General features: G+C 69.0%; 23 protein-coding genes. 15 read left to right on the top strand and 8 right to left on the bottom strand.

Annotated features, from left to right (window positions below; translation table 11 throughout):
- Positions 1–52: 52 nt before the first annotated feature.
- Positions 53–907 (top strand): slipin family protein, encoded by an 855-nt coding sequence (locus YIM_RS42190; RefSeq protein ID WP_153035685.1) that lies wholly within the window; start codon positions 53–55, stop codon positions 905–907.
- Between the two features lie 16 nt (positions 908–923).
- Here the strand turns inward: YIM_RS42190 and YIM_RS42185 are convergent, their stop codons facing one another.
- Positions 924–1,319, bottom strand: coding sequence for a DUF4190 domain-containing protein (locus tag YIM_RS42185; protein ID WP_153035684.1), 396 nt, complete (start codon positions 1,317–1,319; stop codon positions 924–926).
- A gap of 233 nt (positions 1,320–1,552) precedes the next feature.
- Here YIM_RS42185 and YIM_RS42180 point away from each other — a divergent pair, with 233 nt between their 5' ends.
- From YIM_RS42180 to YIM_RS42155, 6 genes are all read left to right on the top strand, one after another.
- Positions 1,553–2,749, top strand: a complete 1,197-nt coding sequence (locus YIM_RS42180; protein WP_153035683.1) for an acyl-CoA dehydrogenase family protein — start codon at positions 1,553–1,555, stop codon at positions 2,747–2,749.
- A gap of 73 nt (positions 2,750–2,822) precedes the next feature.
- A complete protein-coding gene (locus tag YIM_RS42175) occupies positions 2,823–3,353 on the top strand; it encodes a general stress protein (protein ID WP_153037599.1) in 531 nt (176 codons plus the stop codon).
- 272 nt (positions 3,354–3,625) lie between these two features.
- On the top strand, positions 3,626–4,948 hold the full coding sequence (locus YIM_RS42170) for an ABC transporter substrate-binding protein (RefSeq protein ID WP_153035682.1): 1,323 nt from the start codon (positions 3,626–3,628) through the stop codon (positions 4,946–4,948).
- The gene (locus YIM_RS42165) at positions 4,945–5,895 is read left to right on the top strand and encodes a carbohydrate ABC transporter permease (protein ID WP_153035681.1); all 951 of its coding nucleotides are present in this window, start codon (positions 4,945–4,947) and stop codon (positions 5,893–5,895) included. Before YIM_RS42170 ends, YIM_RS42165 begins: the two co-directional genes overlap by 4 nt.
- Positions 5,895–6,737 (top strand): carbohydrate ABC transporter permease, encoded by an 843-nt coding sequence (locus tag YIM_RS42160; RefSeq protein ID WP_153035680.1) that lies wholly within the window; start codon positions 5,895–5,897, stop codon positions 6,735–6,737. Before YIM_RS42165 ends, YIM_RS42160 begins: the two co-directional genes overlap by 1 nt.
- Before the next feature lie 8 nt (positions 6,738–6,745).
- Positions 6,746–7,927 (top strand): ABC transporter ATP-binding protein, encoded by a 1,182-nt coding sequence (locus YIM_RS42155; RefSeq protein ID WP_153035679.1) that lies wholly within the window; start codon positions 6,746–6,748, stop codon positions 7,925–7,927.
- A gap of 203 nt (positions 7,928–8,130) precedes the next feature.
- Here YIM_RS42155 and YIM_RS42150 read toward each other — a convergent pair whose 3' ends face one another.
- The 4 genes from YIM_RS42150 to corA form a co-directional block, all read right to left on the bottom strand.
- Positions 8,131–8,970, bottom strand: a complete 840-nt coding sequence (locus tag YIM_RS42150) for a chromosome partitioning protein ParB (RefSeq protein ID WP_153035678.1) — start codon at positions 8,968–8,970, stop codon at positions 8,131–8,133.
- Positions 8,967–9,629, bottom strand: a complete 663-nt coding sequence (locus tag YIM_RS42145) for a metallophosphoesterase (protein WP_153035677.1) — start codon at positions 9,627–9,629, stop codon at positions 8,967–8,969. Before YIM_RS42145 ends, YIM_RS42150 begins: the two co-directional genes overlap by 4 nt.
- A 24-nt stretch (positions 9,630–9,653) precedes the next feature.
- Positions 9,654–10,049: a hypothetical protein gene (locus YIM_RS42140; protein ID WP_153035676.1), complete on the bottom strand. Its 396-nt coding sequence runs from the start codon at positions 10,047–10,049 to the stop codon at positions 9,654–9,656.
- A 151-nt stretch (positions 10,050–10,200) separates the two neighbouring features.
- Positions 10,201–11,274 carry a magnesium/cobalt transporter CorA gene (corA, locus tag YIM_RS42135; RefSeq protein ID WP_153035675.1) on the bottom strand — a complete coding sequence of 358 codons (1,074 nt, stop codon included), beginning with the start codon at positions 11,272–11,274 and terminating at the stop codon, positions 10,201–10,203.
- A 291-nt stretch (positions 11,275–11,565) separates the two neighbouring features.
- Here corA and YIM_RS42130 point away from each other — a divergent pair, with 291 nt between their 5' ends.
- Positions 11,566–12,069: a MaoC family dehydratase gene (locus YIM_RS42130; RefSeq protein WP_153035674.1), complete on the top strand. Its 504-nt coding sequence runs from the start codon at positions 11,566–11,568 to the stop codon at positions 12,067–12,069.
- A complete protein-coding gene (locus YIM_RS42125; protein WP_153035673.1) occupies positions 12,062–13,159 on the top strand; it encodes a DUF2332 domain-containing protein in 1,098 nt (365 codons plus the stop codon). Before YIM_RS42130 ends, YIM_RS42125 begins: the two co-directional genes overlap by 8 nt.
- Positions 13,160–13,226: 67 nt before the next feature.
- Here YIM_RS42125 and YIM_RS42120 read toward each other — a convergent pair whose 3' ends face one another.
- Positions 13,227–13,628, bottom strand: a complete 402-nt coding sequence (locus YIM_RS42120) for an NUDIX hydrolase (protein WP_153035672.1) — start codon at positions 13,626–13,628, stop codon at positions 13,227–13,229.
- 324 nt (positions 13,629–13,952) lie between these two features.
- Between YIM_RS42120 and YIM_RS42115 the strand changes: the two genes are divergently transcribed.
- The 6 genes from YIM_RS42115 to YIM_RS42090 all read left to right on the top strand — a co-directional run bounded on the left by YIM_RS42115 (position 13,953) and on the right by YIM_RS42090 (position 17,600).
- Positions 13,953–14,114, top strand: a complete 162-nt coding sequence (locus YIM_RS42115; protein ID WP_113696211.1) for a hypothetical protein — start codon at positions 13,953–13,955, stop codon at positions 14,112–14,114.
- 24 nt (positions 14,115–14,138) lie between these two features.
- The gene (locus YIM_RS42110; RefSeq protein WP_153035671.1) at positions 14,139–14,699 is read left to right on the top strand and encodes a PH domain-containing protein; all 561 of its coding nucleotides are present in this window, start codon (positions 14,139–14,141) and stop codon (positions 14,697–14,699) included.
- Between the two features lie 29 nt (positions 14,700–14,728).
- Positions 14,729–15,595 (top strand): PHP domain-containing protein, encoded by an 867-nt coding sequence (locus YIM_RS42105; protein WP_153035670.1) that lies wholly within the window; start codon positions 14,729–14,731, stop codon positions 15,593–15,595.
- Complete coding sequence (locus tag YIM_RS42100; RefSeq protein WP_153035669.1) at positions 15,595–16,221, top strand: MarC family protein; 627 nt, start codon at positions 15,595–15,597, stop codon at positions 16,219–16,221. The genes YIM_RS42105 and YIM_RS42100 overlap by 1 nt, the downstream gene beginning before the upstream one ends.
- Positions 16,222–16,349: 128 nt before the next feature.
- On the top strand, positions 16,350–17,225 hold the full coding sequence (locus YIM_RS42095) for a PD-(D/E)XK nuclease family protein (protein WP_194239927.1): 876 nt from the start codon (positions 16,350–16,352) through the stop codon (positions 17,223–17,225).
- A gap of 15 nt (positions 17,226–17,240) precedes the next feature.
- Positions 17,241–17,600: a hypothetical protein gene (locus tag YIM_RS42090; protein WP_228004358.1), complete on the top strand. Its 360-nt coding sequence runs from the start codon at positions 17,241–17,243 to the stop codon at positions 17,598–17,600.
- On the opposite strand, the gene YIM_RS42085 is transcribed toward YIM_RS42090, so the two are convergent.
- A complete protein-coding gene (locus YIM_RS42085) occupies positions 17,597–18,499 on the bottom strand; it encodes an alpha/beta fold hydrolase (protein WP_153035668.1) in 903 nt (300 codons plus the stop codon). The two genes, YIM_RS42090 and YIM_RS42085, sit on opposite strands and share 4 nt — an antisense overlap.
- Positions 18,500–18,507: 8 nt before the next feature.
- Complete coding sequence (locus YIM_RS42080; protein WP_194239926.1) at positions 18,508–19,812, bottom strand: hypothetical protein; 1,305 nt, start codon at positions 19,810–19,812, stop codon at positions 18,508–18,510.
- Between the last annotated feature and the right edge of the window lie 4 nt (positions 19,813–19,816).

The following is a 19,816-nucleotide window of genomic DNA, read 5'->3' as shown; positions in this document are numbered from 1 at the left end:
CCAGCGGGAGTAGCATCGAGGCGAGGGGGTTTCGCGCGTCGCGGGAGGCGCCATGCTGATGGAAATCCTCACCGCCGCCGTGGTGGTGGCCGGAATCGGAATGGCTTCGGCGGTCCGCGTGGTCAAGCAGTACGAGCGCGGGCTGATCTACCGCTTCGGCCGGGTGCGGCCGCACGTGCGCGAGGCCGGGCTGGTCCTGCTGGTGCCGTTCGTGGACCGGATCCAGAAGGTCAACATGCAGATCATCACCATGCCGATCCCCGCGCAGGACGGCATCACCAAGGACAACGTCACGGTCAAGGTGGACGCGGTGGTCTACTTCAAGGTGACCGATCCGGTGCTGGCCGCGGTGAACGTGGAGGACTACCGCTCCGCGGTCGGCCAGGTCGCGCAGACCTCGCTGCGCTCGATCATCGGCAAGAGCGAGCTGGACGACCTGCTGTCCAACCGCGAGCGCCTCAACGAGGGGCTGGAACTGCTCATCGACAGCCCGGCGCTGGGCTGGGGCATCCACATCGACCGGGTGGAGATCAAGGACGTCGCGCTGCCGGAGGGCATGAAGCGCTCGATGTCCCGGCAGGCCGAAGCCGAACGGGAACGCCGCGCCAGGGTGATCTCGGCGGACGGCGAGCTGCAGGCCTCGCACAAGCTGGCCGAGGCGGCGGCCACGATGGCCGACACCCCGGCGGCGCTGCAACTGCGGCTGCTGGAGACCGTGGTCCAGGTGGCCGCCGAGAAGAACTCGACCCTGGTGCTGCCGTTCCCGGTGGAGCTGCTGCGGTTCCTCGACCGCGCGGCCAAGCCGGGCGACACCGAGGCCGCCGTCGCGCCCCAACCGCGTGAACCCGGCGACAGCGACGCCACTGCCGTCGCGCCCAATCCGCGCGAGCCCAGCGACCGTGCCTAGTTCTGCTTAGTACTGCCTAGTCGAAGTCCCAGTTGGTGGCTATGCCGGCGATCAGGAAGATGATCAGGCCGATCAGCAGCAGGCCGACCACCACCCAGCCGATGATGATCGCGGCCAGCGCCATGCCCTGGCCGCCCGCCTCACCGCGCTTGGCCTTGTTGTAGGAGATGTGGCCGAGCACCAGCCCGACGATGGACAGGATCCCGCCGCAGGCGACCAGGCCGACGATCGAGCAGATCATCGCCGCCACGGCCATGCCCTGGTCCTGGTTCTGCATGGGCATCGGCTGGCCGTAGCCGTACCCGGGCCCGTAGCCGGGCTGCTGCGGGTACGGCTGCTGCGGATAGCCGCCCGACGGCGGGCCGTAGGACTGCGGCTGGTTCTGGCCGTAGGGATCCTGGGGGTAGCTCATGGGCGAACTCCGATTGGGCTGTTGACCGTGCCGACGGGTAGCGCGAACGGGTGGAACAAGCTGATCGCCAGCTCGCACGGCCAACTCATCGGGCCCCCTCACGTGCCACCGATCCGGCGCTCACCGTAGCGCCCCGGTGGTGAGCGTGCTCATAGCAGTCCGGAACGAGTCAGGTCATACTCGCGGGTAACACACCAATGCCGCCGTGCGTCGGAAAGATGAAGGAGCCGAGAATGGCCCGCCTCGCCCAGACCGCCGGACTGACCGAGATCCAGTCCGAGATCCTCTCCACGGTCCGTTCCTTCGTCGACAAGGAGGTCATCCCGCACGCCCAGGAGCTGGAGCACGCGGACACCTACCCGGCCGACATCGTCGAGGGCATGAAGGAGATGGGGCTGTTCGGGCTGACCATTCCCGAGGAGTACGGCGGCCTCGGCGAGTCGCTGCTGACCTACGCGCTGGTGGTGGAGGAGATCGCGCGCGGCTGGATGAGCGTGTCCGGTGTGATCAACACGCACTTCATCGTGGCGCACATGATCTCCCGCCACGGCACCGAGGAGCAGAAGAAGCACTTCCTGCCCCGGATGGCCACCGGCGAGGTGCGCGGCTCGTTCTCCATGTCGGAGCCGGACCTCGGTTCGGACGTGGCCGCGATCAAGACAAAGGCCCGCCGCGACGGTGACGACTACGTGATCGACGGCGCGAAGATGTGGCTGACCAACGGCGGCAGCTCCAACCTGATCGCGCTGCTGGTGCGCACCGACGAGGGCGCCGAGAAGGCACACCAGAACCTGACCACTTTCCTGGTGGAGAAGCCGGAGGGCTTCGGCGAGGTCACGCCCGGCCTGACCATTCCCGGCAAGATCGAGAAGATGGGTTACAAGGGCGTCGACACCACCGAGGCCGTGTTCGACGGCTTCCGCATCGGTGCGGACAAGGTGCTCGGGAACGCGCCGGGCAAGGGCTTCGCGTACATGATGGACGGTGTCGAGGTCGGCCGGGTGAACGTGGCCGCGCGTGCCTGCGGCATCGCGATCCGCGCGTTCGAGCTGGCGGTGGAGTACGCGCAGCAGCGCAGGACCTTCGGCAAGCCGATCGCCGAGCACCAGGCGATCGCGTTCAAGCTGGCCGAGATGGCCACCAAGGTCGAGGCCGCGCACCTGATGATGGTCAACGCGGCGCGGCTGAAGGACTCCGGCGCCCGCAACGACGTCGAGGCGGGCATGGCGAAGCTGATCGCCAGCGAGTACTGCGCCGAGGTGACCCAGGAGGCCTTCCGCATCCACGGCGGTTACGGCTACTCCAAGGAGTACGAGATCGAGCGGCTGATGCGCGAGGCCCCGTTCCTGCTGATCGGCGAGGGCACCAGCGAGATCCAGAAGACGATCATCAGCCGCGGACTGCTCCGCGAGTACAAATCCCGAGGCTGATCGGGGTACCTGGTTAGCCAGGAGCGCGCGGGGTTGGCAGGATGGAGGCGTCCCTCCGCGTAGAGCACAGGTGATCAACTTGACCGGTCCGTTCTCCTCAGCGCGTCCCGCGCCGGGACAGCCACGCCTGCCCACTCCGCCGACCGGCTGGCCGGTGGGCTCGTACGGCACCTACGAGGAGGCCCAGAGCGCGGTCGAACACCTCGCCTCGAACGAACTCGAGGTCCGCGACGTGACCATCGTCGGCGTGGACCTGATGCTCGTCGAGCGGGTGGTCGGCAGGCTGTCGTGGGGCAAGGTGCTCGGCACCGGCGCGATTTCCGGCGCCTGGCTCGGTTTGCTGATCGGGCTGCTGCTGAGCGTGTTCTCCCCGCCGGGCAGCAGCCCGGCCCCGCCGATCCTGGTCGGCCTCGCCGCCGGTGTGCTGTTCGGCCTGATCACCGCGGCGATGAGCTACTCGCTGACCAAGGGCCGCCGCGACTTCTCCTCGACCAGCCAGCTGGTGGCCGGCCGGTACGACGTGCTGTGCCAGCCGCGCAACGCGGAGAAGGCGCGCGACCTGCTGGCCAAGCACGCGATGCGCTCACCCGGCGCACTGGGCTGAACGGCCCCGCTTCGAGCAGCGTTTCTGTTGCCGCTACGCTGTGCCGTTTTGCTGTATACCGCAAGATTTCCCTAAGTTCAGCCTAAATCGCTGAATCGTTACGGTCATTGCTTGCGGCCGGTGATCGCCGGGCATAAGTTGCTGTGCACCGGTCGGGCCGCACGAGGCGGTCTTTCGTGCCAGCCCGACGCCATGCACGTCGGGGTGCTGGCGTGGCTCTCCAATTCACCGCGCCTGGTTCCACCGAGCGTGCGCGCTGGGAAGGAGGCCAGATGGGGAAAGCGAACGCCAGGAACCGGCGAGGACGTTCGCCCGGACGGGCGATATCGGTTCTGGGCGCGGGGCTGATGGCCGCCGGGCTGCTCACCGCCTGCGGTTCGAGTGGCGGCCTGAAGATCAACATCTACTACGCGCCGGAGGACAACTTCCAGAAGGTTGTCGACCAGTGCAACACCAAGGCGGGCGGTCGCTACGAGATCGTCTACAACAAGCTTCCGCGTGGTGCGGACGGCCAGCGCGAGCAGATGGTGCGCCGCTTGGCCGCTGGGGATGAGGGCCTGGACATCCTGGGCCTCGACGTGAACTGGGTGGCGGAGTTCGCCGAGGCGGGCTGGGCCGAGGAGTGGACGGGCGCGAACAAGGCCGAGGCTTCGGCCGGGGTGCTGCCCGGTCCACTTGAGACGGCGACCTGGAACGGCAAGCTCTACGCCGCGCCGAAGAACACGAACGTGCAGTTGCTCTGGTACGACGACCGGGTCACCCCGGCGCCGCCGGAGACCTGGGACCAGATGATCGACCAGGCGCTCGCGCTCAAGGCGCAGGGCAAGCCGAGCGAGATCCTGTTCACCGGCGCGCAGTACGAAGGCCTGGTGGTCATCTACAACACGCTGGTCGAGTCGGCGGGCGGGCGAATCCTGTCCGAGGACGGCAAGTCCGTGGTGATGGACGAGGGCGCGGTCAAGGCGCTGGAGATCCTCAAGCGGGTCACCTCGTCGGGCATCACCAACGCCTCGCTGACCAACCAGAAGGAGGACGAGGTCCGCCAGCAGTTCCAGCGCGGTACCGGTGCCTTCGAACTGAACTGGCCGTTCGTCTACCCCTCCTACAAGAAGGAGAAGCCGGACGACCTGGCGCACTTCAAGTGGGCCACCTATCCGTCGGTGGTGCCTGGCCAGCCCCCGCGTACCACGATCGGTGGTTACGACCTCGCGGTCAGCACCGCGTCGCGGCACAAGCCGGAGGCGTTCGAAGCCGCGCTTTGCCTGCGCAGCCCGGAAAGCCAGAAGTTCTCCGCGCTCAACGACGGGGTGCCGCCGACGCTGGAGGCGCTCTACACCGACACCACGCCGCTGGACCCGAGCAAGCCGGCCAGTGACGACAACCCGAGCATGGAAACGCAGTACCCGATGCGGGAGACGATTCTCGAGGCGTTGAAGAACGCCGCGGTCCGCCCGCTCACCCCGGCATACCAGAACCTGTCGACGGTGATGTCCAAGGTGTTGTCGCCGCCGGCGGCGATCGATCCGCAGGCCACCGCGGAGGAACTGCGCAAGCAGCTCGCCGACGCACTCGAGTCGAAGGGAGTGATCCCGTGACCGTCGCCGAACCAGCGGCGCCCGCGGCGACCGCCGTCAACGGTGGTAAACGCGGGAAGCCCCCGTTGAGCGAGGGCAAGAAGGCGGAGCGGCGGCTCGGGCTGCTGCTCTGCGCCCCGGCCGCGATCGTGATGATCGCGGTCACCGGCTGGCCGATCATCTACTCGATCTGGCTTTCCCTGCAGCGGTACGACCTCCGCTTCCCCGCGCAGCAGGAGTTCGTCGGCCTGGACAACTACGTGTCCGTGCTGACGAACTCGTACTGGTGGACCGCGTTCGCCACCACGATGGGGCTCACCGTGGTCTCGGTGGCCATCGAGCTGGTGCTGGGCATGGCACTGGCGCTGATCATGCACCGGACGCTGGTCGGCCGCGGTCTGGTGCGCACGGTTTCGCTGATCCCGTACGGCATCGTCACCGTGGTCGCGGCCTTCTCCTGGTACTACGCCTGGACCCCGGAGACCGGCTACCTGGCCAATCTGTTCGTCGGCTCGGCACCGCTGACCGACTGGCTGTCCTCGCTGTCGATCATCGTGCTGGCCGAGGTCTGGAAGACCACGCCGTTCATGGCGCTGCTGCTGATGGCCGGGCTGGCGCTGGTGCCGGACGACCTGCTCAAGGCGGCCTCGATGGACGGGGCCACCGCGTGGCAGCGGTTCACCAAGGTGATGCTGCCGGTGATGAAGCCGGCCATCCTGGTCGCGCTGCTGTTCCGCACGCTGGACGCGTTCCGCATCTTCGACAACATCTTCGTGCTCACCAACGGTGCGCAGGACACGTCGTCGGTGTCCATGCAGACCTACAACAACCTGATCAAGGGGCTGAACCTCGGTATCGGATCCACGATGGCCGTGCTGATCTTCCTCACCGTGGCCATCATCGCCTTCATCTTCATCAAGGTGTTCGGCACCGCGGCGCCGGGCAGTGACCCGGGAGGTAAGCGCTGATGGTCATGGGAGGAACGGCCACCGGTGGCCGCAAGCTCAAGTGGACCCTGATCGACATCGTGGTGGTGGTCTACGCGCTGTTCCCGGTGCTGTGGATCGTGTCACTGTCGTTCAAGAGCAAGGAAACCCTGGCGGACGGCAGTCTGATCCCGACCGAGTGGACCCTGCAGAACTACGTCGACATCTTCGCCACCACCGAGTTCATCCGGGCGCTGGTCAACTCGATCGGCATCGCGATCATCGCCACGGTGATCGCGGTGGTGCTCGGCACGATGGCGGCCTACGCGATCGCGCGGCTGGACTTCCCCGGCAAGCAGTTGCTGGTCGGGGTCTCCCTGCTGATCGCGATGTTCCCGCAGGTCTCGCTGGTCACCCCGCTGTTCAACATCGAGCGGGAACTCGGCCTGTTCGACACCTGGCCGGGGCTGATCCTGCCGTACATCACCTTCGCGCTGCCGCTGGCGATCTACACGCTGTCGGCCTTCTTCCGGGAGATCCCCTGGGAGCTGGAGAAGGCGGCGAAGATGGACGGGGCGACCCCGGCGCAGGCGTTCCGCCGGGTGATCGCGCCGCTGGCCGCGCCCGGGGTGTTCACCACCGCGATCCTGGTGTTCATCTTCTGCTGGAACGACTTCCTGTTCGCCATCTCGCTGACCTCGACCGAGTCCTCGCGCACGGTCCCGGCGGCGCTGTCGTTCTTCACCGGGTCCTCGCAGTTCGAGGACCCAACGGGCACGATCTCCGCGGCGGCCGTGGTGATCACCGTGCCGATCATCCTGTTCGTGTTGTTCTTCCAGCGTCGCATCGTGGCGGGGCTGACCTCCGGCGCCGTTAAGGGGTAAGTGCGGAAATGGCTGAGATCGTTCTCGAGAATGTGAGCAAGCGCTACCCCGACGGAGCGCTCGCGGTGTCCGAGGTCAACCTGGAGATCGCCGACGGCGAGTTCATCATCCTGGTCGGCCCGTCCGGCTGCGGGAAGTCGACCACGCTGAACATGGTGGCTGGGCTGGAGGACATCTCCTCCGGCGAGCTGCGCATCGACGGCAAGCGCGTCAACGAGAAGGCGCCGAAGGACCGCGACATCGCCATGGTGTTCCAGTCCTACGCGCTCTACCCGCACATGAGCGTGCGGGAGAACATGGCCTTCCCGCTTCGGCTGGCCAAAGTGGACGATGCGACGGTCAAGTCCAAGGTGGACGAAGCCGCGCGGATCCTCGACCTGACCCAGCACCTGGAGCGCAAGCCGGCCAACCTCTCCGGTGGCCAGCGCCAGCGGGTGGCGATGGGCCGGGCGATCGTGCGCAGCCCCAAGGCGTTCCTGATGGACGAGCCACTGTCCAACCTGGACGCCAAGCTGCGCGGGCAGATGCGGACCTCGGTGTCCAAGCTGCAGAAGCAGCTGGGCACCACCACGCTCTACGTCACGCACGACCAGACCGAGGCGATGACCCTCGGCGACCGGGTCGTGGTGCTGCGGGGTGGGTACGTGCAGCAGATCGGGTCGCCGCAGTTCCTCTACGAAAACCCGGCGAACCTCTTCGTGGCCGGGTTCATCGGCTCCCCGTCGATGAACTTCGTGCCTGCCACGCTGGAGGAGGGCGCGCTGCAGAGCCCGTTCGGCCGGATCACGCTGAGCGACCGGGTGCGGCAGCTGGTGGAGGCGTCCGGTGGCGGTCGTGAGGTGATCGCCGGTGTCCGGCCGGAGCACTTCGAGGACGCCGCGCTGCTCGACGACGCGCAGAAGAGCGGCGGCGTCACCTTCACCGCGACGGTGGACGTGCTGGAGTCGATGGGCTCGGAGAAGTACGCCCACTTCTCGGTCGAAGGTTCCGAGGCGACCTCCACGGACCTGGCCGACCTGGCCGCCGACAGCGGTTCGGCGGATGTGCCGGACAGCGGCTCGGCGATCGTTACTCGGCTGTCGGCGTCTTCGGGGGCCAAGGAAGGGGAGCCGCTTGACATCTGGTTCGACGCGGACAAGGTGCAGATTTTTGATCCGTCTTCGGGGAAGAATCTGACTTACGCTGGCTGAGGTTTGCTGTTGGGGCGCCACCCCGGTTTTTAGTGTGACTACGGCGAAGACCCCGATGTCAAGGCGGGAAAGATGCCTTGACATCGGGGTCTTCGCCGTGTTTTGGCCGTGGACCGGGGTGAGGGGGAGGGCTGGCCGGTTTCCGGGGGTTGTGCGCTCGGGGGCGGGCCTGGTCGGCGGCAGGGCTTCTGGAGCGTGGCGGCCTAACGGCGCGTGCGCAGGGTTTCGATCACCTCGTCGTCCCAGCGGTGGGTGCGGATCAGGCGGTACCGCTCCCCGGCCACCCACATGTAAGCCTCGGCTTCGGTGCGGCCCCGGATCAGGTCGGCCTGGTGCAGCATCCGCACCACCGGCTCGTACTCCTCGGCGTACCACCGCGCGGCGATCGTCGGGCGGTCCAGGAAGGCGCCTTCGTCCTGCATCAGCCGGAAGCCCCACGCCTCCACGTGCTCACCGAGTTCCGCGTAGTCCCACGGATCCGTGACGATCACCGACGCCCGCGCCTGCCCGGTCAGTGGCACCCGCTCCAGGAAGATGCGCCGGTAGTCCTTGACGATCAGGTCCCCGCGGTACCGGATGCCCGCCGGGTCCAGTTTGGTTCGCACCTCCGTCACCTGCGCGTCGATCGTGCCCAGTCCCATCGCGTGCGCCACCGAGACGCGGTGGTGCCCGTCGATGATGAAGTGCAGTTCCCCGATCCGGTACACCTCGATCGGCGGAATGCTCTCCCCGCGCCGGGCTGCCAGTGCGAGCCGTTCCCAGCGTTCGCGCACCCGGCCCGAGGTCGGGCGGAACCGGCGGTCGAAGTCCCGGCCGCGGTCCACACTGCCCACAATGGACGAAAGCTGGATCACCCTGAGCCCGATCCGCCGCTCGCCCGCCCAGCCCAGCGCGTCCACCACCTCGTGGAACGGCAGCATGATGTTGACGTCGTCGGGTTCGCGGCGGAGCCAGTTGGCCAGTCGCGAGAGCACCTGCCGCCGCCGGGCGCGCAGGAAGTCGCTTTCCGCGTCGGCCCTGGGAAAACCGGTGTCACCCTTCATCGCCCCACCCCTTCGAAGGAAATGATGTGGTACCCGACCACGTTGCGCACCACGGTTTCCCCGATGCGCCGGTCGGGCGTCGCCTCGCCGTGCGGGTGGATGTGACCGTGCAGCAGCCAGCGCGGCGCGAGCTTCTCTGTGGTCCGGTGCAGGCAGTCGAAACCGTGGTGCGGCGGATCCTCCCGGTCACCGAGGTGCCGGGGCGGCGAGTGCGTCAGCAGGACGTCCACCCCGCGGCCGTCGCGACGCTTGCGTCTGGCCGCCCGGCGCACCAGCCGGCGGGCGCGGCGTGCCTGCTGCGCCTGCGTCCACTGGTTCGGGCCGTCGTTGTAGCGGATCGAACCGCCGAGCCCGGCGATGCGCAGCCCGGCCACGTCGACCACCCGCCCGTCGGCGTTCACCCCGCCCGCCGGACCTGGCCAGTGTGCCGGGAAACCGTCCCGCATGGACAGACCTCCGTACCTGGTGAAGCCGGACAGATCGGGATCATGGTTACCCGGCACGAAAACGCACGGCCGGTCCAGCGCGTTGGCGAGGAATTCCAGGTAGTCGAACGGCAGATCACCGGCACCGAGAATGAGGTCGACCGCGAGACCCCCGGTGGCGCCGGCCCACAACCGTTCGTCCACCTCGTCGGCCACCACCAGCGCGCGGAGCATGACCCCAGCCTACGACAGCGGCACTCAGGGCACCGGCGGCGAAAACCCGGCCAGCCAGCGGCCGGCGCTCTCCTTGACCGCCAGCGCGTAGCTGAACGGGGCACCGTCGCGCAGTTCCGCCTCCACCACCGCGACTTCGCCACGCAGCACCACGCGCACGTCGTGCACCCCGGCATCGCCGAGGTCCTCGACATAGGACTGCGCGAAGTTCTCCCGGTCGGCCTGCGGGTAGTCGAGCAGATCGGCGAGGCCGGCGGCGTCGCGTTCGTTCAGCGCGACGGCCAGCTCGCCGCGCAACTGCTCGGCCGAGTCGGCGCCGGGCTCCGGTTCGGTCGCCACCAGCGTGGTGAGATAACCGAACCAGGCCACGGCCAGTACCACCACCCCGGACAGCACCAGCCGCCGCCGGGTGAACTTCACTGCGCCCCGTGGGCGAAGTCGGGGTTCTTGGCGATGATCGCGATCACCACGATCAGCCAGGACAGGGACAGGGCGAGCGCCCAGAACTTGAGGTTGGTCAGCAGCCGTACCACGGTAAACCTCCTCGAGGATTCACGGGAAGAAAGGTGACTCAGAGCCAGCGGTTCTTCCGGAATATTCGGTAGAGGATCAGGCAGACGATGAGGATCAGGCCCATCACCATCGGATAGCCGAAGCGCCAGTGCAGTTCGGGCATGTAGTCGAAGTTCATCCCGTACACGCCGACGCCCATGGTGGGCACCGCGATGATCGCCGCCCACGAGGTGATCTTGCGCATGTCGGTGTTCTGCTGCAGCGTGATCTTGGCCAGCGTGGCGTCGACCAGCGTGGTGAGCAGCTCGTCGAAGTTGACCACCCGCTCGGAGACCTGGGTGAGGTGGTCGTCGACGTCGCGGAAGTACGAGCGCACCTCGTCCGGCACCAGCCTGCTGTGCCCCTCGGCGAGCCGCTTGAGCGGGGTGGCCAGCGGCATCACCGCGCGGCGCATCTCCAGCACTTCGCGCTTCATGAAGTAGATCGTCTCGGCGGTCACCGACGAGCGCGGCGCGAAGACCTGCGCCTCCATCTCGTCGATGTCGTCCTCGAGGTGGTCGGTCACGTCCAGGTAGTGGTCGACCACGTGGTCGGCGATGGCGTGCAGCACCGCGGCCGGGCCCAGGTGCAGCCGCTCGGGCTCCTGGTCCAGTTCCCGGCGCAGCCGGGCCAGGCCGGAGTGGTTGCCGTGCCGGACGGTGACGATGAAGTCCTTGCCCAGGAAGGCCATCAGCTCGCCGGTCTCGACGATTTCGTTGGCAGTGCTGGGAGATTCGTGTTCGACGTAGCGAACTGTCTTCAGTACCAGGAACAGGTTGTCGTCGTAGCGCTCCAGCTTCGGGCGCTGGTGCGCGTGCACCGCGTCCTCCACCGCCAGCTCGTGCAGGCCGAAGGTCTCCGCGACGCCCTGGATCTGCTCCTCGTCCGGCTCGTGCAGGCCGATCCAGACGAAGCCGGAACCCCGCCGCCGGACCTCTTCGATCGCCTCGGAGTGCGTCCAGCGCCCGGACAGGCGCGCGCCCTCGTCGTAGACCGCGCAGTCCACCACGTACGCCGAAAGGGGGACGGGCAGCGGGCGCGGACCGTCACCGCGGCCATTTCCGCGGCCGCGCAGGGAGGGAAGAGAAGGCATGGCAACTCCTGGGCTGACGTCGTGCCTGGGCACAGTGACGACACTGCCAGCGTCCGCGAAGGGCTCTACCAGGGAGAACGTGAGCCGGACCGGTGTGTGAGGACGCTGGTACTACTAGGGAGCGGACTATCGCCTGTACTCACTGCGTACCTCACCTCCTCCGGGCCGGGGACTTCTGCCACGTGTCGATGCTCGCGTTGACGCACCGACACCGATGGTCAAGGGTACTCCTCGACATGAGTCCTTGTCGCCGCAGGTAGGTGTGGCGTTACCCGCCGAGGAGGAAGCCGCGTGCAGTTCGGGCGCTATTTCGAGGAGTTCGAGGTCGGGGCCGTGTACAAGCACTGGCCGGGCAAAACGGTCACCGAGTACGACGACCACCTCTTCTGCCTGCTGACCATGAACCACCACCCGCTGCACCTCGACGCGCACTACGCGGGGGAAACCACCGACTTCGGCAAGAACGTGGTGGTCGGCAACTACATCTATTCGCTGCTGCTGGGCATGTCGGTGCCGGACGTCTCGGGCAAGGCGATCGCCAACCTGGAGGTCGAATCGCTCAAGCACGTGAAGCCGACCTTCCACGGTGACACCATCTACGGCGAGACCGAGGTACTGGACAAGACGCCGTCGAAGTCCAAGGACGATCGCGGAGTGGTGTACGTGGAAACGCGCGGTTACAAGCAGGACGGCACGATCGTGTGCGTCTTCCGCCGCAAGGTGATGGTGCCCAAGCAGTCCTACGGCGAGGCAAGGGGTGGCGAGCAGCCCGGCCGCCCGGTGCCGCATGAGTGATCCGCTCGCCGAGATCAAGCGTCGGCTGGCCGCCTTCGCCGAGAAGGAGGCGGCCGGCGTCTCGCCGCTGTACGAGCACCTGGCCGCGCACGCCGCCGAGGACGACGAGATCGCCGGGCTGCTGCTCGCCGCGCCCGCGGCGGAGGACGCGCGGGCGCCGCTGCTGTTCGCCACGGCGCACCGGCTGGTCCAGGCCGAGCCGATCCACCCGCTGTCGCGCTACTACCCGTCGCTCGGCGGGTTCGACGGCGTGGACGCCGGGACGTGGCCGGAGTTCCGCGGTTTCCTGATCGAACGGGTGGAGAAGGCCAAGGCGCTGATCGCCTCGCGGTACACGCAGACCAACGAGGTGCGCCGGGCGGCGCTGCTGTACCCGGCGGTGGCGCTGGCGGCCAAGGCGGCAGGCGGCAAGGTCGCGCTGCTCGAAGCGGGCTGCAGCGCCGGGCTGCTGCTGGGCATGGACACCTTCGGCTACCGCTACCAGTGCGGCGGCGACCAGCTCACCGCCGGACCGGCCAAGTCGGCGGTCGGCCTGCACTGCGCGCTGGAGCTGGCCGAGGGCGCGGTGGCGCCCAAGCTGCCGAAGAAGCTGCCGGTCGGCGCGAAGCTCGGCCTGGACCGCGCGCCGGTGGACGCGGCCGACGAGGACGAGCTGGCCTGGCTGGAGGCGTGCGTGTGGGCCGACCAGCCCGACCGGATCCGGCTGCTGCGGACCGCGGCGGCGGCCCAGCGGAAGAACCCGCCGGAGCTGGTCACCGGGGACCTGGTGGACGACCTGCCCGCCGCGGTGGACCGGTTGCCCGCCGAGTTGCCGCTGGTGTTGCTGACCAGCCACGTGGTCACGTACCTGCCCGCGGACAAGCGGGCCGCGTTCGTCGACGCGGTGGCCGGGCTGGGACGGCCGGTGTGGTGGGTGAGCCAGGAGGCCTATGAGGTCGGGATCGAGCCGCTGCTGCCCGGCCGGGACGACCTGCGCTTCGCCGACACCGGCACCAGCACGCTGGGCCTGGTCGAATTCGGCGATGGCGGGCCACGGGCGACGGCACTGGCGAGGACGGCACCACACGGCCAGCGCATGACCTGGCTCTAGGCGGGCGCGCCCGCCAGGAGGACGCGCCCGAGTGCGGTGAATGCGGCTTTCACGGCACCCGGGGCGGCTAGGCCGGGAGCGCGTTCCACGAGCGCAGGGTTTCGGCGAGGAGCGGCACCAGTTCGCCGGAGCGCTCCAGCGCGGCGAACTCGGCGCTCGACACCCAGCGGGCGTCCGAGGCGTCGTCCCCGGCCGTCAGGGCGCCCGCGACCGCGGTGCAGCGGTAGTCGTAGATGTCGAACGGGCCGCGCTCGACCATGCCGACCAGTTCCCCCGGCACCACTTCGAGCGCGGTTTCCTCGCGCATTTCCCGGATCAGCGCGTCATTGTCCGTTTCATCCCGTTCCACCCGCCCGCCCGGCAGCGACCACAGCCCGGCGCCCGGCTCGTTGGCCCGCCGGATCAGCAGGAGGCGGCCGCCGGAGTCCAACGCGATGCCGCCTACGCAGCGGATCCTCGACTGGTTCATCCGACGGATTGTCGCCGGTTCTCGGATGGGGTGAATGTGACTCTGGTTACCCGTGATGATCATCGGCTGGGCCGTTCGGGGTGCACTGGGCCGGTGACCGAGTGCAGCCGCCGAACCGGTGCCGAACTGGGCCTTCCTGGGCGTGGCGGCCTCCGAATGATCTTCGAGCGGCCTGCTAGGTCACCTAGAGTAGCTGTCCGGTACCATCGCTCGCGGCGGCTGACCCAAGCGCGGGACATTCTTCCCGTTGAGCGGCGCAGTGCGGTACAACGTTATTGGCTACCTTGGCGGACAGGGTCGGACACAGAGACGGGATTGATCGTCATGAACGCGAAGAAGCTCCTGACGTTCGCTGGTATTGCGTTGGTGCTGTTCTTCGTGATCGCCCAGCCGCAGGGTGCGGCGGGTCTCGTCACGAACATCATCACCTTCCTTCGCGAATCGGCCGAATCGGTGATCACCTTCGTCAGCAACGTGTTCAGCTGAGGAAACAGGGGTTAGCCTGAGCTGATGTTCGCTCCCCGCGACCCAGACGAGTACCTCCTCGACACCGAGCGCCGGGTGATCCGCGTCCGGCGCCACTGGGCGACGCTCCTGTGGGACAGCTTCGAGGCGGCGGCGCTGCTGGCCATCTGCGTGCTGGTGTCGTACGTGCTGCCGCCGTCGATGTGGCTGGTCAACAACATCCTCTGGTACGCGGCGCTGCTGGTCATCCTGCGCTTCGCCTACCTGGTGATGGAGTGGTGGGTCGAGCGGCTGGTGGTCACCGACAAGCGGTTCGTGATGACCACCGGGGTGTTCACCACCAAGGTGCTGATGATGCCGATCAGCAAGGTCACCGACCTCACCTACCAGCGCACGGCCTGGGGGCGCATGCTCGGCTACGGCACCATGGTGGTCGAGTCGGCCGGTCAGATCCAGGCGCTGAACAAGATCGACTACCTCCCGCGACCGGAGGAGTTCTACGACACCATCTCCGAGCTGGTCTTCGGCGACAAGCAGAAGCAGGCCGAGCGGTTCTCGATGATCAAGGCCCAGCGCGCCGCGCGCGGCAAGCGCATGGTGGGCTGATTGCGGTGTGACCGGCGACATCGTCCAGAATGGACGCTGTGCGCATAGATCTGCACACCCACTCCACGGTCTCCGACGGGACGGACAGTCCCGCCGAGCTGATGGCCGCTGCCGCCGCCGCGGGGCTGAACGTGATCGCGCTGACCGATCACGACACCACCGCGGGCTGGCGACCGGCCATCGAGGCGCTGCCACGCGGCCTCACCCTGGTGCCGGGTGCCGAAATGTCCTGCGTGTCCGGTCCGCCGGGTGCGCGGATCGGTGTGCACCTGCTGGGGTACCTGTTCGACCCGGACGCCGAGGTGCTGGCCGCCGAGCAGCGCAGGCTGCGCCTGCAGCGGCGCACACGGGTGCGCACGATGGCCGAGCGGATGGCCGCCGACGGCCTGCCGGTGGACCCGGACGAGGTGCTCGGCCTGCTGCCGGACGACTCGCCGGCCGGGCGACCGCATCTCGCGCAGGCGCTGGTCCGGGCGGGTACGGTGTCCACTGTGGACGAAGCTTTCGCGCGGTACCTGGCCAGCGGGCGCGGGTACTACGTGCCGGGCGCGGACACCCTGGTGGAGACCGCGCTCGAGATGATCGCCGCGGCCGGCGGGGTGACCGTGCTGGCGCACGCGTTCGCGCACACCCGCGGGCCGATCCTGAGCGAGGAGGCCATCGCGAAGCTGGCCGCGCTCGGGCTGACCGGCCTCGAGGTGGACCACCCGAACCACGAGCCCGCCGATCGTGACCGCCTTCGCGCGCTGGCCGCCGACCTCGACCTGGTGGTGACCGGTTCGAGCGACTACCACGGCACCAACAAGACCATCGCGCTCGGCGCGGACCTGACCGCGCCGGAAGCGTTCGAGGAGCTGGTCGGCCGGGCCACCGGCTCGCACCTGGTAACCGGCTGATGGCCTTCTCGGACTACTTCGACGCCACACTGTTCATGGAGGCCACGATCACCCTGGTGGTGATCATGGACCCGCCCGGCACGGTGCCGGTCTTCCTCAGCCTGACCGGCCGGAAGTCACCCGCGGTGCGCGCCCGCGCGGCCCGGCAGGCGGTGCTGGTCTCGCTGCTGGTGATCTCGCTGTTCGCCATCGCCGGGCAGGCGATCCTGGCCTACCTGCACATCGGCATCCCGGCACTGCAGGGCGCGGGCGGGCTGCTCCTGCTGCTCATCGCGCTGGACCTGCTGACCGGCAAGGGCAGCACCGATCCCGAGGTGGCCGACGACGTCAACGTGGCGCTGGTGCCGCTGGGCACCCCGCTGCTGGCCGGCCCGGGCGCGATCGCCGCGACGATCGTTTTCGTGCGGCAGGCCGACGGGAAGGTCGGCGCGTACGTGGCGCTGGCGCTGGCCATCGTGACCGTGCACTTCGTGCTGTGGATGTGCATGCGGTACTCGGGCGTGGTGATCAAGCTGATCCGCGAGTCCGGGATCACCCTGCTGGCCAAGGTGGCCGGCCTGCTGCTGGCCGCGATCGCGGTCGAACTGGTGGCGGACTCGGTGAAGGGCTTCATCACCGGCGGCTAGTGGTTGCGATCGGGAGCTCGCCTGGGGTATTCGGTGGATCGGGAAGCTCGGCCGCCGAGACCCGGGCAGACTTCCGATCGTGACCACTAGTTCCGGAACTGTCGGTGGTGGTGCGTACGCTGGGCGTCGTGTCGCAGATCGGGTTCGATTTCGGGGAGCAGCAGCCTCGGCGGCTGACCAGGGTGACCCCGGCCAAGCTGGCCACCTTCGACGACTGCGCGCGCCGGTACCGGCTGACCTATCTCGACCGGCCGACCCCGCAGCGCACCGGTGCCTGGGCGCACAGCACGCTCGGCGCGGTGGTGCACAACGCGCTCAAGGCGCTGTTCGACCTGCCGGTGGAGCGCCGCAGCCCGCAGCGGGCCGCCGCGCTGGTCGCCGAGCACTGGAAGGACGCCGGCTTCCTCGACGAGGTGCAGGCCGCGAAGTACCGCCGCCGGGCGCAGGAGTGGGTCAGCGAGTACGTCGAGCGCAACGACGTCGCCTTCGACCCGGTCGGCCTGGAGCGCTGGGTGTCCGCGCCGACCGGCGGTGGGCCCGGCGGGCCGACCATCATCGTCGAGGGCCGCGCGGACCGGATCGACGAACGCGACGGTGAGCTGGTGATCGTCGACTACAAGACCGGCCGCCGCCAGCCAGACGAGTACGAGGCGCGCAGCGCGCAGGCACTGGCGATGTACGCCGTGGCGGCCACGCGCACGCTGCGCATGCCGTGCCACAGGGTGGAGCTGCACCACGTGCCCACCGGCACGGTCGCCGCCGCCGAGCACACACCGGAAAGCCTCAAGCGCCACGTCACCCGCGCGGAGGAGACCGCCGCCGATCTGCAGAAGGCGACGGATACCCTGGCCGAAGGCGGTGACGGGCAGGAGCTCTTCCCCGCCAGGACAGGGCGCCACTGCTCCTGGTGCGATTTCCGGCCCAGCTGTGCCGAGGGCCAGCAGGCGATGCCGGAAATGCGGTCGTGGGACCTGCTGGCGCCGCTCGAAGCCGACGACGAATAGCGAGAGTTTCCCGAAGTGCACCACCCTGACATCGCGAACGCGCGGACCGACGAGTTCGAGGTGCCCGACGCCACCGAGCCGCACGCGGTGCCTGCCGGACCCCGGCCCCGCCGCTGGTGGCGCGGGCTGACCGGCGCCTTCGCGGCCGGCATGGCGATGCTCGCGCTGGCGGAAGTGGTCATCCAGATCTACGCGTTGTTCGTCGACTCACCGGGGCCGGGGCTGCCCTCGCTGCTCGGCCACTTCGCCGCGGCCGCCGCGGTGGTGGTGGCGCAGCGCCTGGCCGACCGGTTGATCGGCCCGCGCGCGGCGGCTTGCGGGGTGGCCGTGGTGGTGCTGACCTTCGGGACTTTGTGGTTCTTCTGGTGGGCTTAGCCAGTCCAGCTTCGCCAGGCCGGTAGCAGGACCGCGAGCAGGCCCTCGGGGTTTTCGGTGTTCGGGGAGTGCGCCGCGCCGGGGACCAGCGCGAAGGGCACGTCCAGCCGGTCGGCCATGTCGCGCTGGGCCGGGATGCTCCACGCGTCGTCGTTCTCGCCGGCCACCACCAGACCGGGAATGTTGTTGTCCCGCAAGGACTTCGCCAGCTCGTCGACGCGGTCCGGCTCGTTGCGCAGCACGTCGGCCATGCCGAGCAGGCCCGCCGCGCTGGAGCTGACGAACCGTTTCCGCAGGAAGGCCTTGACCTCGTCCGGCACCAGTGCCCAGGCCGGGAACCGGGCGCTGACCTCCTCGCGCACCGCGTAGGCGGCGGCCAGGCCGTCCTGGCGCAGCAGCGGTTCCCCGAGCGCGAGCGCGGCTCGCCTGCCGCCTTCGGGCAGTTGCCCCGGACCGCTGTCCATCAGGGTCAACCCGGCGATCCGGGCGCCGGCCAGCACCGCGCCGCGGGCGACCAGGCCACCGAACGAATGCCCCAGCAGCACCACCGGCCGCGGTCCGAGCCCGGCGACCAGCTCCGCGACCACCTCGCCGAGCTTCGACGGGGTGTAGGCGGATTCGTCACCGGCTCCCGGCGACTCGTACTGGCCGGGCAGGTCGATCGCGATGGCCTGGAAACCGGCGTCGGCCAGCTGGTCGAGCAGGGGCGCGAAGTCCTCCTTGGAACCGGTGTAGCCCGGCACCAGCAGCACCGTCGCCTCGGCTGGGGCGGTGGTGCGCAACGCCGCGATCGGCCCGTGCGGGCCGTCGAACTCGGTGCGTTCCGCGCGATGCGGCCAAAGCTGCGACGGTCGCGGCGGGGTGCCTTCGGCCAGCCCCGAATCCGGATGAATGCCCATGCGTTCCCCTAGCGCAGTGCGGCGAGCGTGGTGCCGCGTTGTTCCAGCAGTACCGGGCCGAGCGCGGCGAGTCGCACCGGGCCGGTGTAGCCGTGCCGGTCGACGCCGATGGTGCGGAGCGTGCGGCCGGTGGTCTCGTCGATCACCGCGAGCCCGCCGGGTACCGGCACCACCAGCTGGCCGGCGAAGCCGACGGCCGGGCCCAGCGTGCCGTTCAAAGTCCACTGTGGACTGAGATCGGCCCTGGCCAGCGCCACCGTCTTCGAGCCGGTGAACCAGTAGAAGCCACCGGTGCCCTTGGTCACCGGCTGCACCTGGCCCTGCGGCGCGGCCAGGTCGGCAGGCGCCAGGTCGAGCGGGTAGGCGGTGCGCTGGTTGCCGTCCTGGTCGTAGATGACCAGCAGGTTCTGCTCCGGCAGCGCCACCGCGGTGGAGTCGCCGGAGATCGCCACCAGCCGGACCGAGCGCCCGGCGGTGACCGAGCTGTAGGAGACCTCGGGCTGGTCGCTCTCCTTGGGCGTGGCCTTCATCAGGGTCAGCCGGTCGGCCGGGTCCGCCGGGCACCGCTCGATCACGCCGACCTTGCCCGAACCGGCGGCCACCGAGGCGTAGGTGCAGCCGGTGCGCGGCTGCTTGCCCGGGTTCGTCAGCGCCGGGACCTCGCCGTACTCCATGCTGCGCACCAGGTCGTCGCGCCAGGTGTTGAGCAGCTTGGTGCCGGTGGTGGTCACGTGCGAGCCGTCGTCGACCAGCTGCGTGCCCAGCTCGCTGTCGCCGTTGCGCAGGGCCGTGCGCTTGCCGGTACCGGGGTCGAGCTGGGTGACCTCGCTGCAGTTGAGGTCCTTGTGGAACAGCGCAACCGCCTTCGACCAGGCACCGGCGACCGTGCAGAGCGGCAGGTCGCGGGCGTAGCGCCAGCGCACCTCACCGGTCATCGGGTCACGGCCGGCCACCTCACCGCCGTTGCCGGTGACCACCGCGGTGCCCTCGGCCACCGGGACCGGCGTGGCCGGGCTCGGGGCCTGCCACAGCTCGGTGAGCGTGCCGGGCACCTCGGTGGGCGCGTCCGGCAGGGTGGGCGCGGCCGCCGCGGTCTCCGAGACGGTGGCGCGGCTGTCGCTGTTCAGCCACACCACTCCGGCGGCGACCAGCACCGCGACCACGATCCCGGCGGCGATCGCCTTGTCACGGCCGCGGTTCCACGGTGACTTGCGTGCTTTGACCGGCGGTTTCGCCGGAACGGCCGCCTCCTCCTCGGTGACGGAGGCGGCGGCCGGCACGTTCTCCGGGACTACCGATTCGGGCTCAGGCACGTGC

The organism is Amycolatopsis sp. YIM 10 (assembly GCF_009429145.1).
Classification (GTDB): domain Bacteria; phylum Actinomycetota; class Actinomycetes; order Mycobacteriales; family Pseudonocardiaceae; genus Amycolatopsis.
The sequence above is the reverse complement of the archived record's forward strand: the minus strand, read 5'-3'. Positions and strand labels throughout refer to the sequence as shown.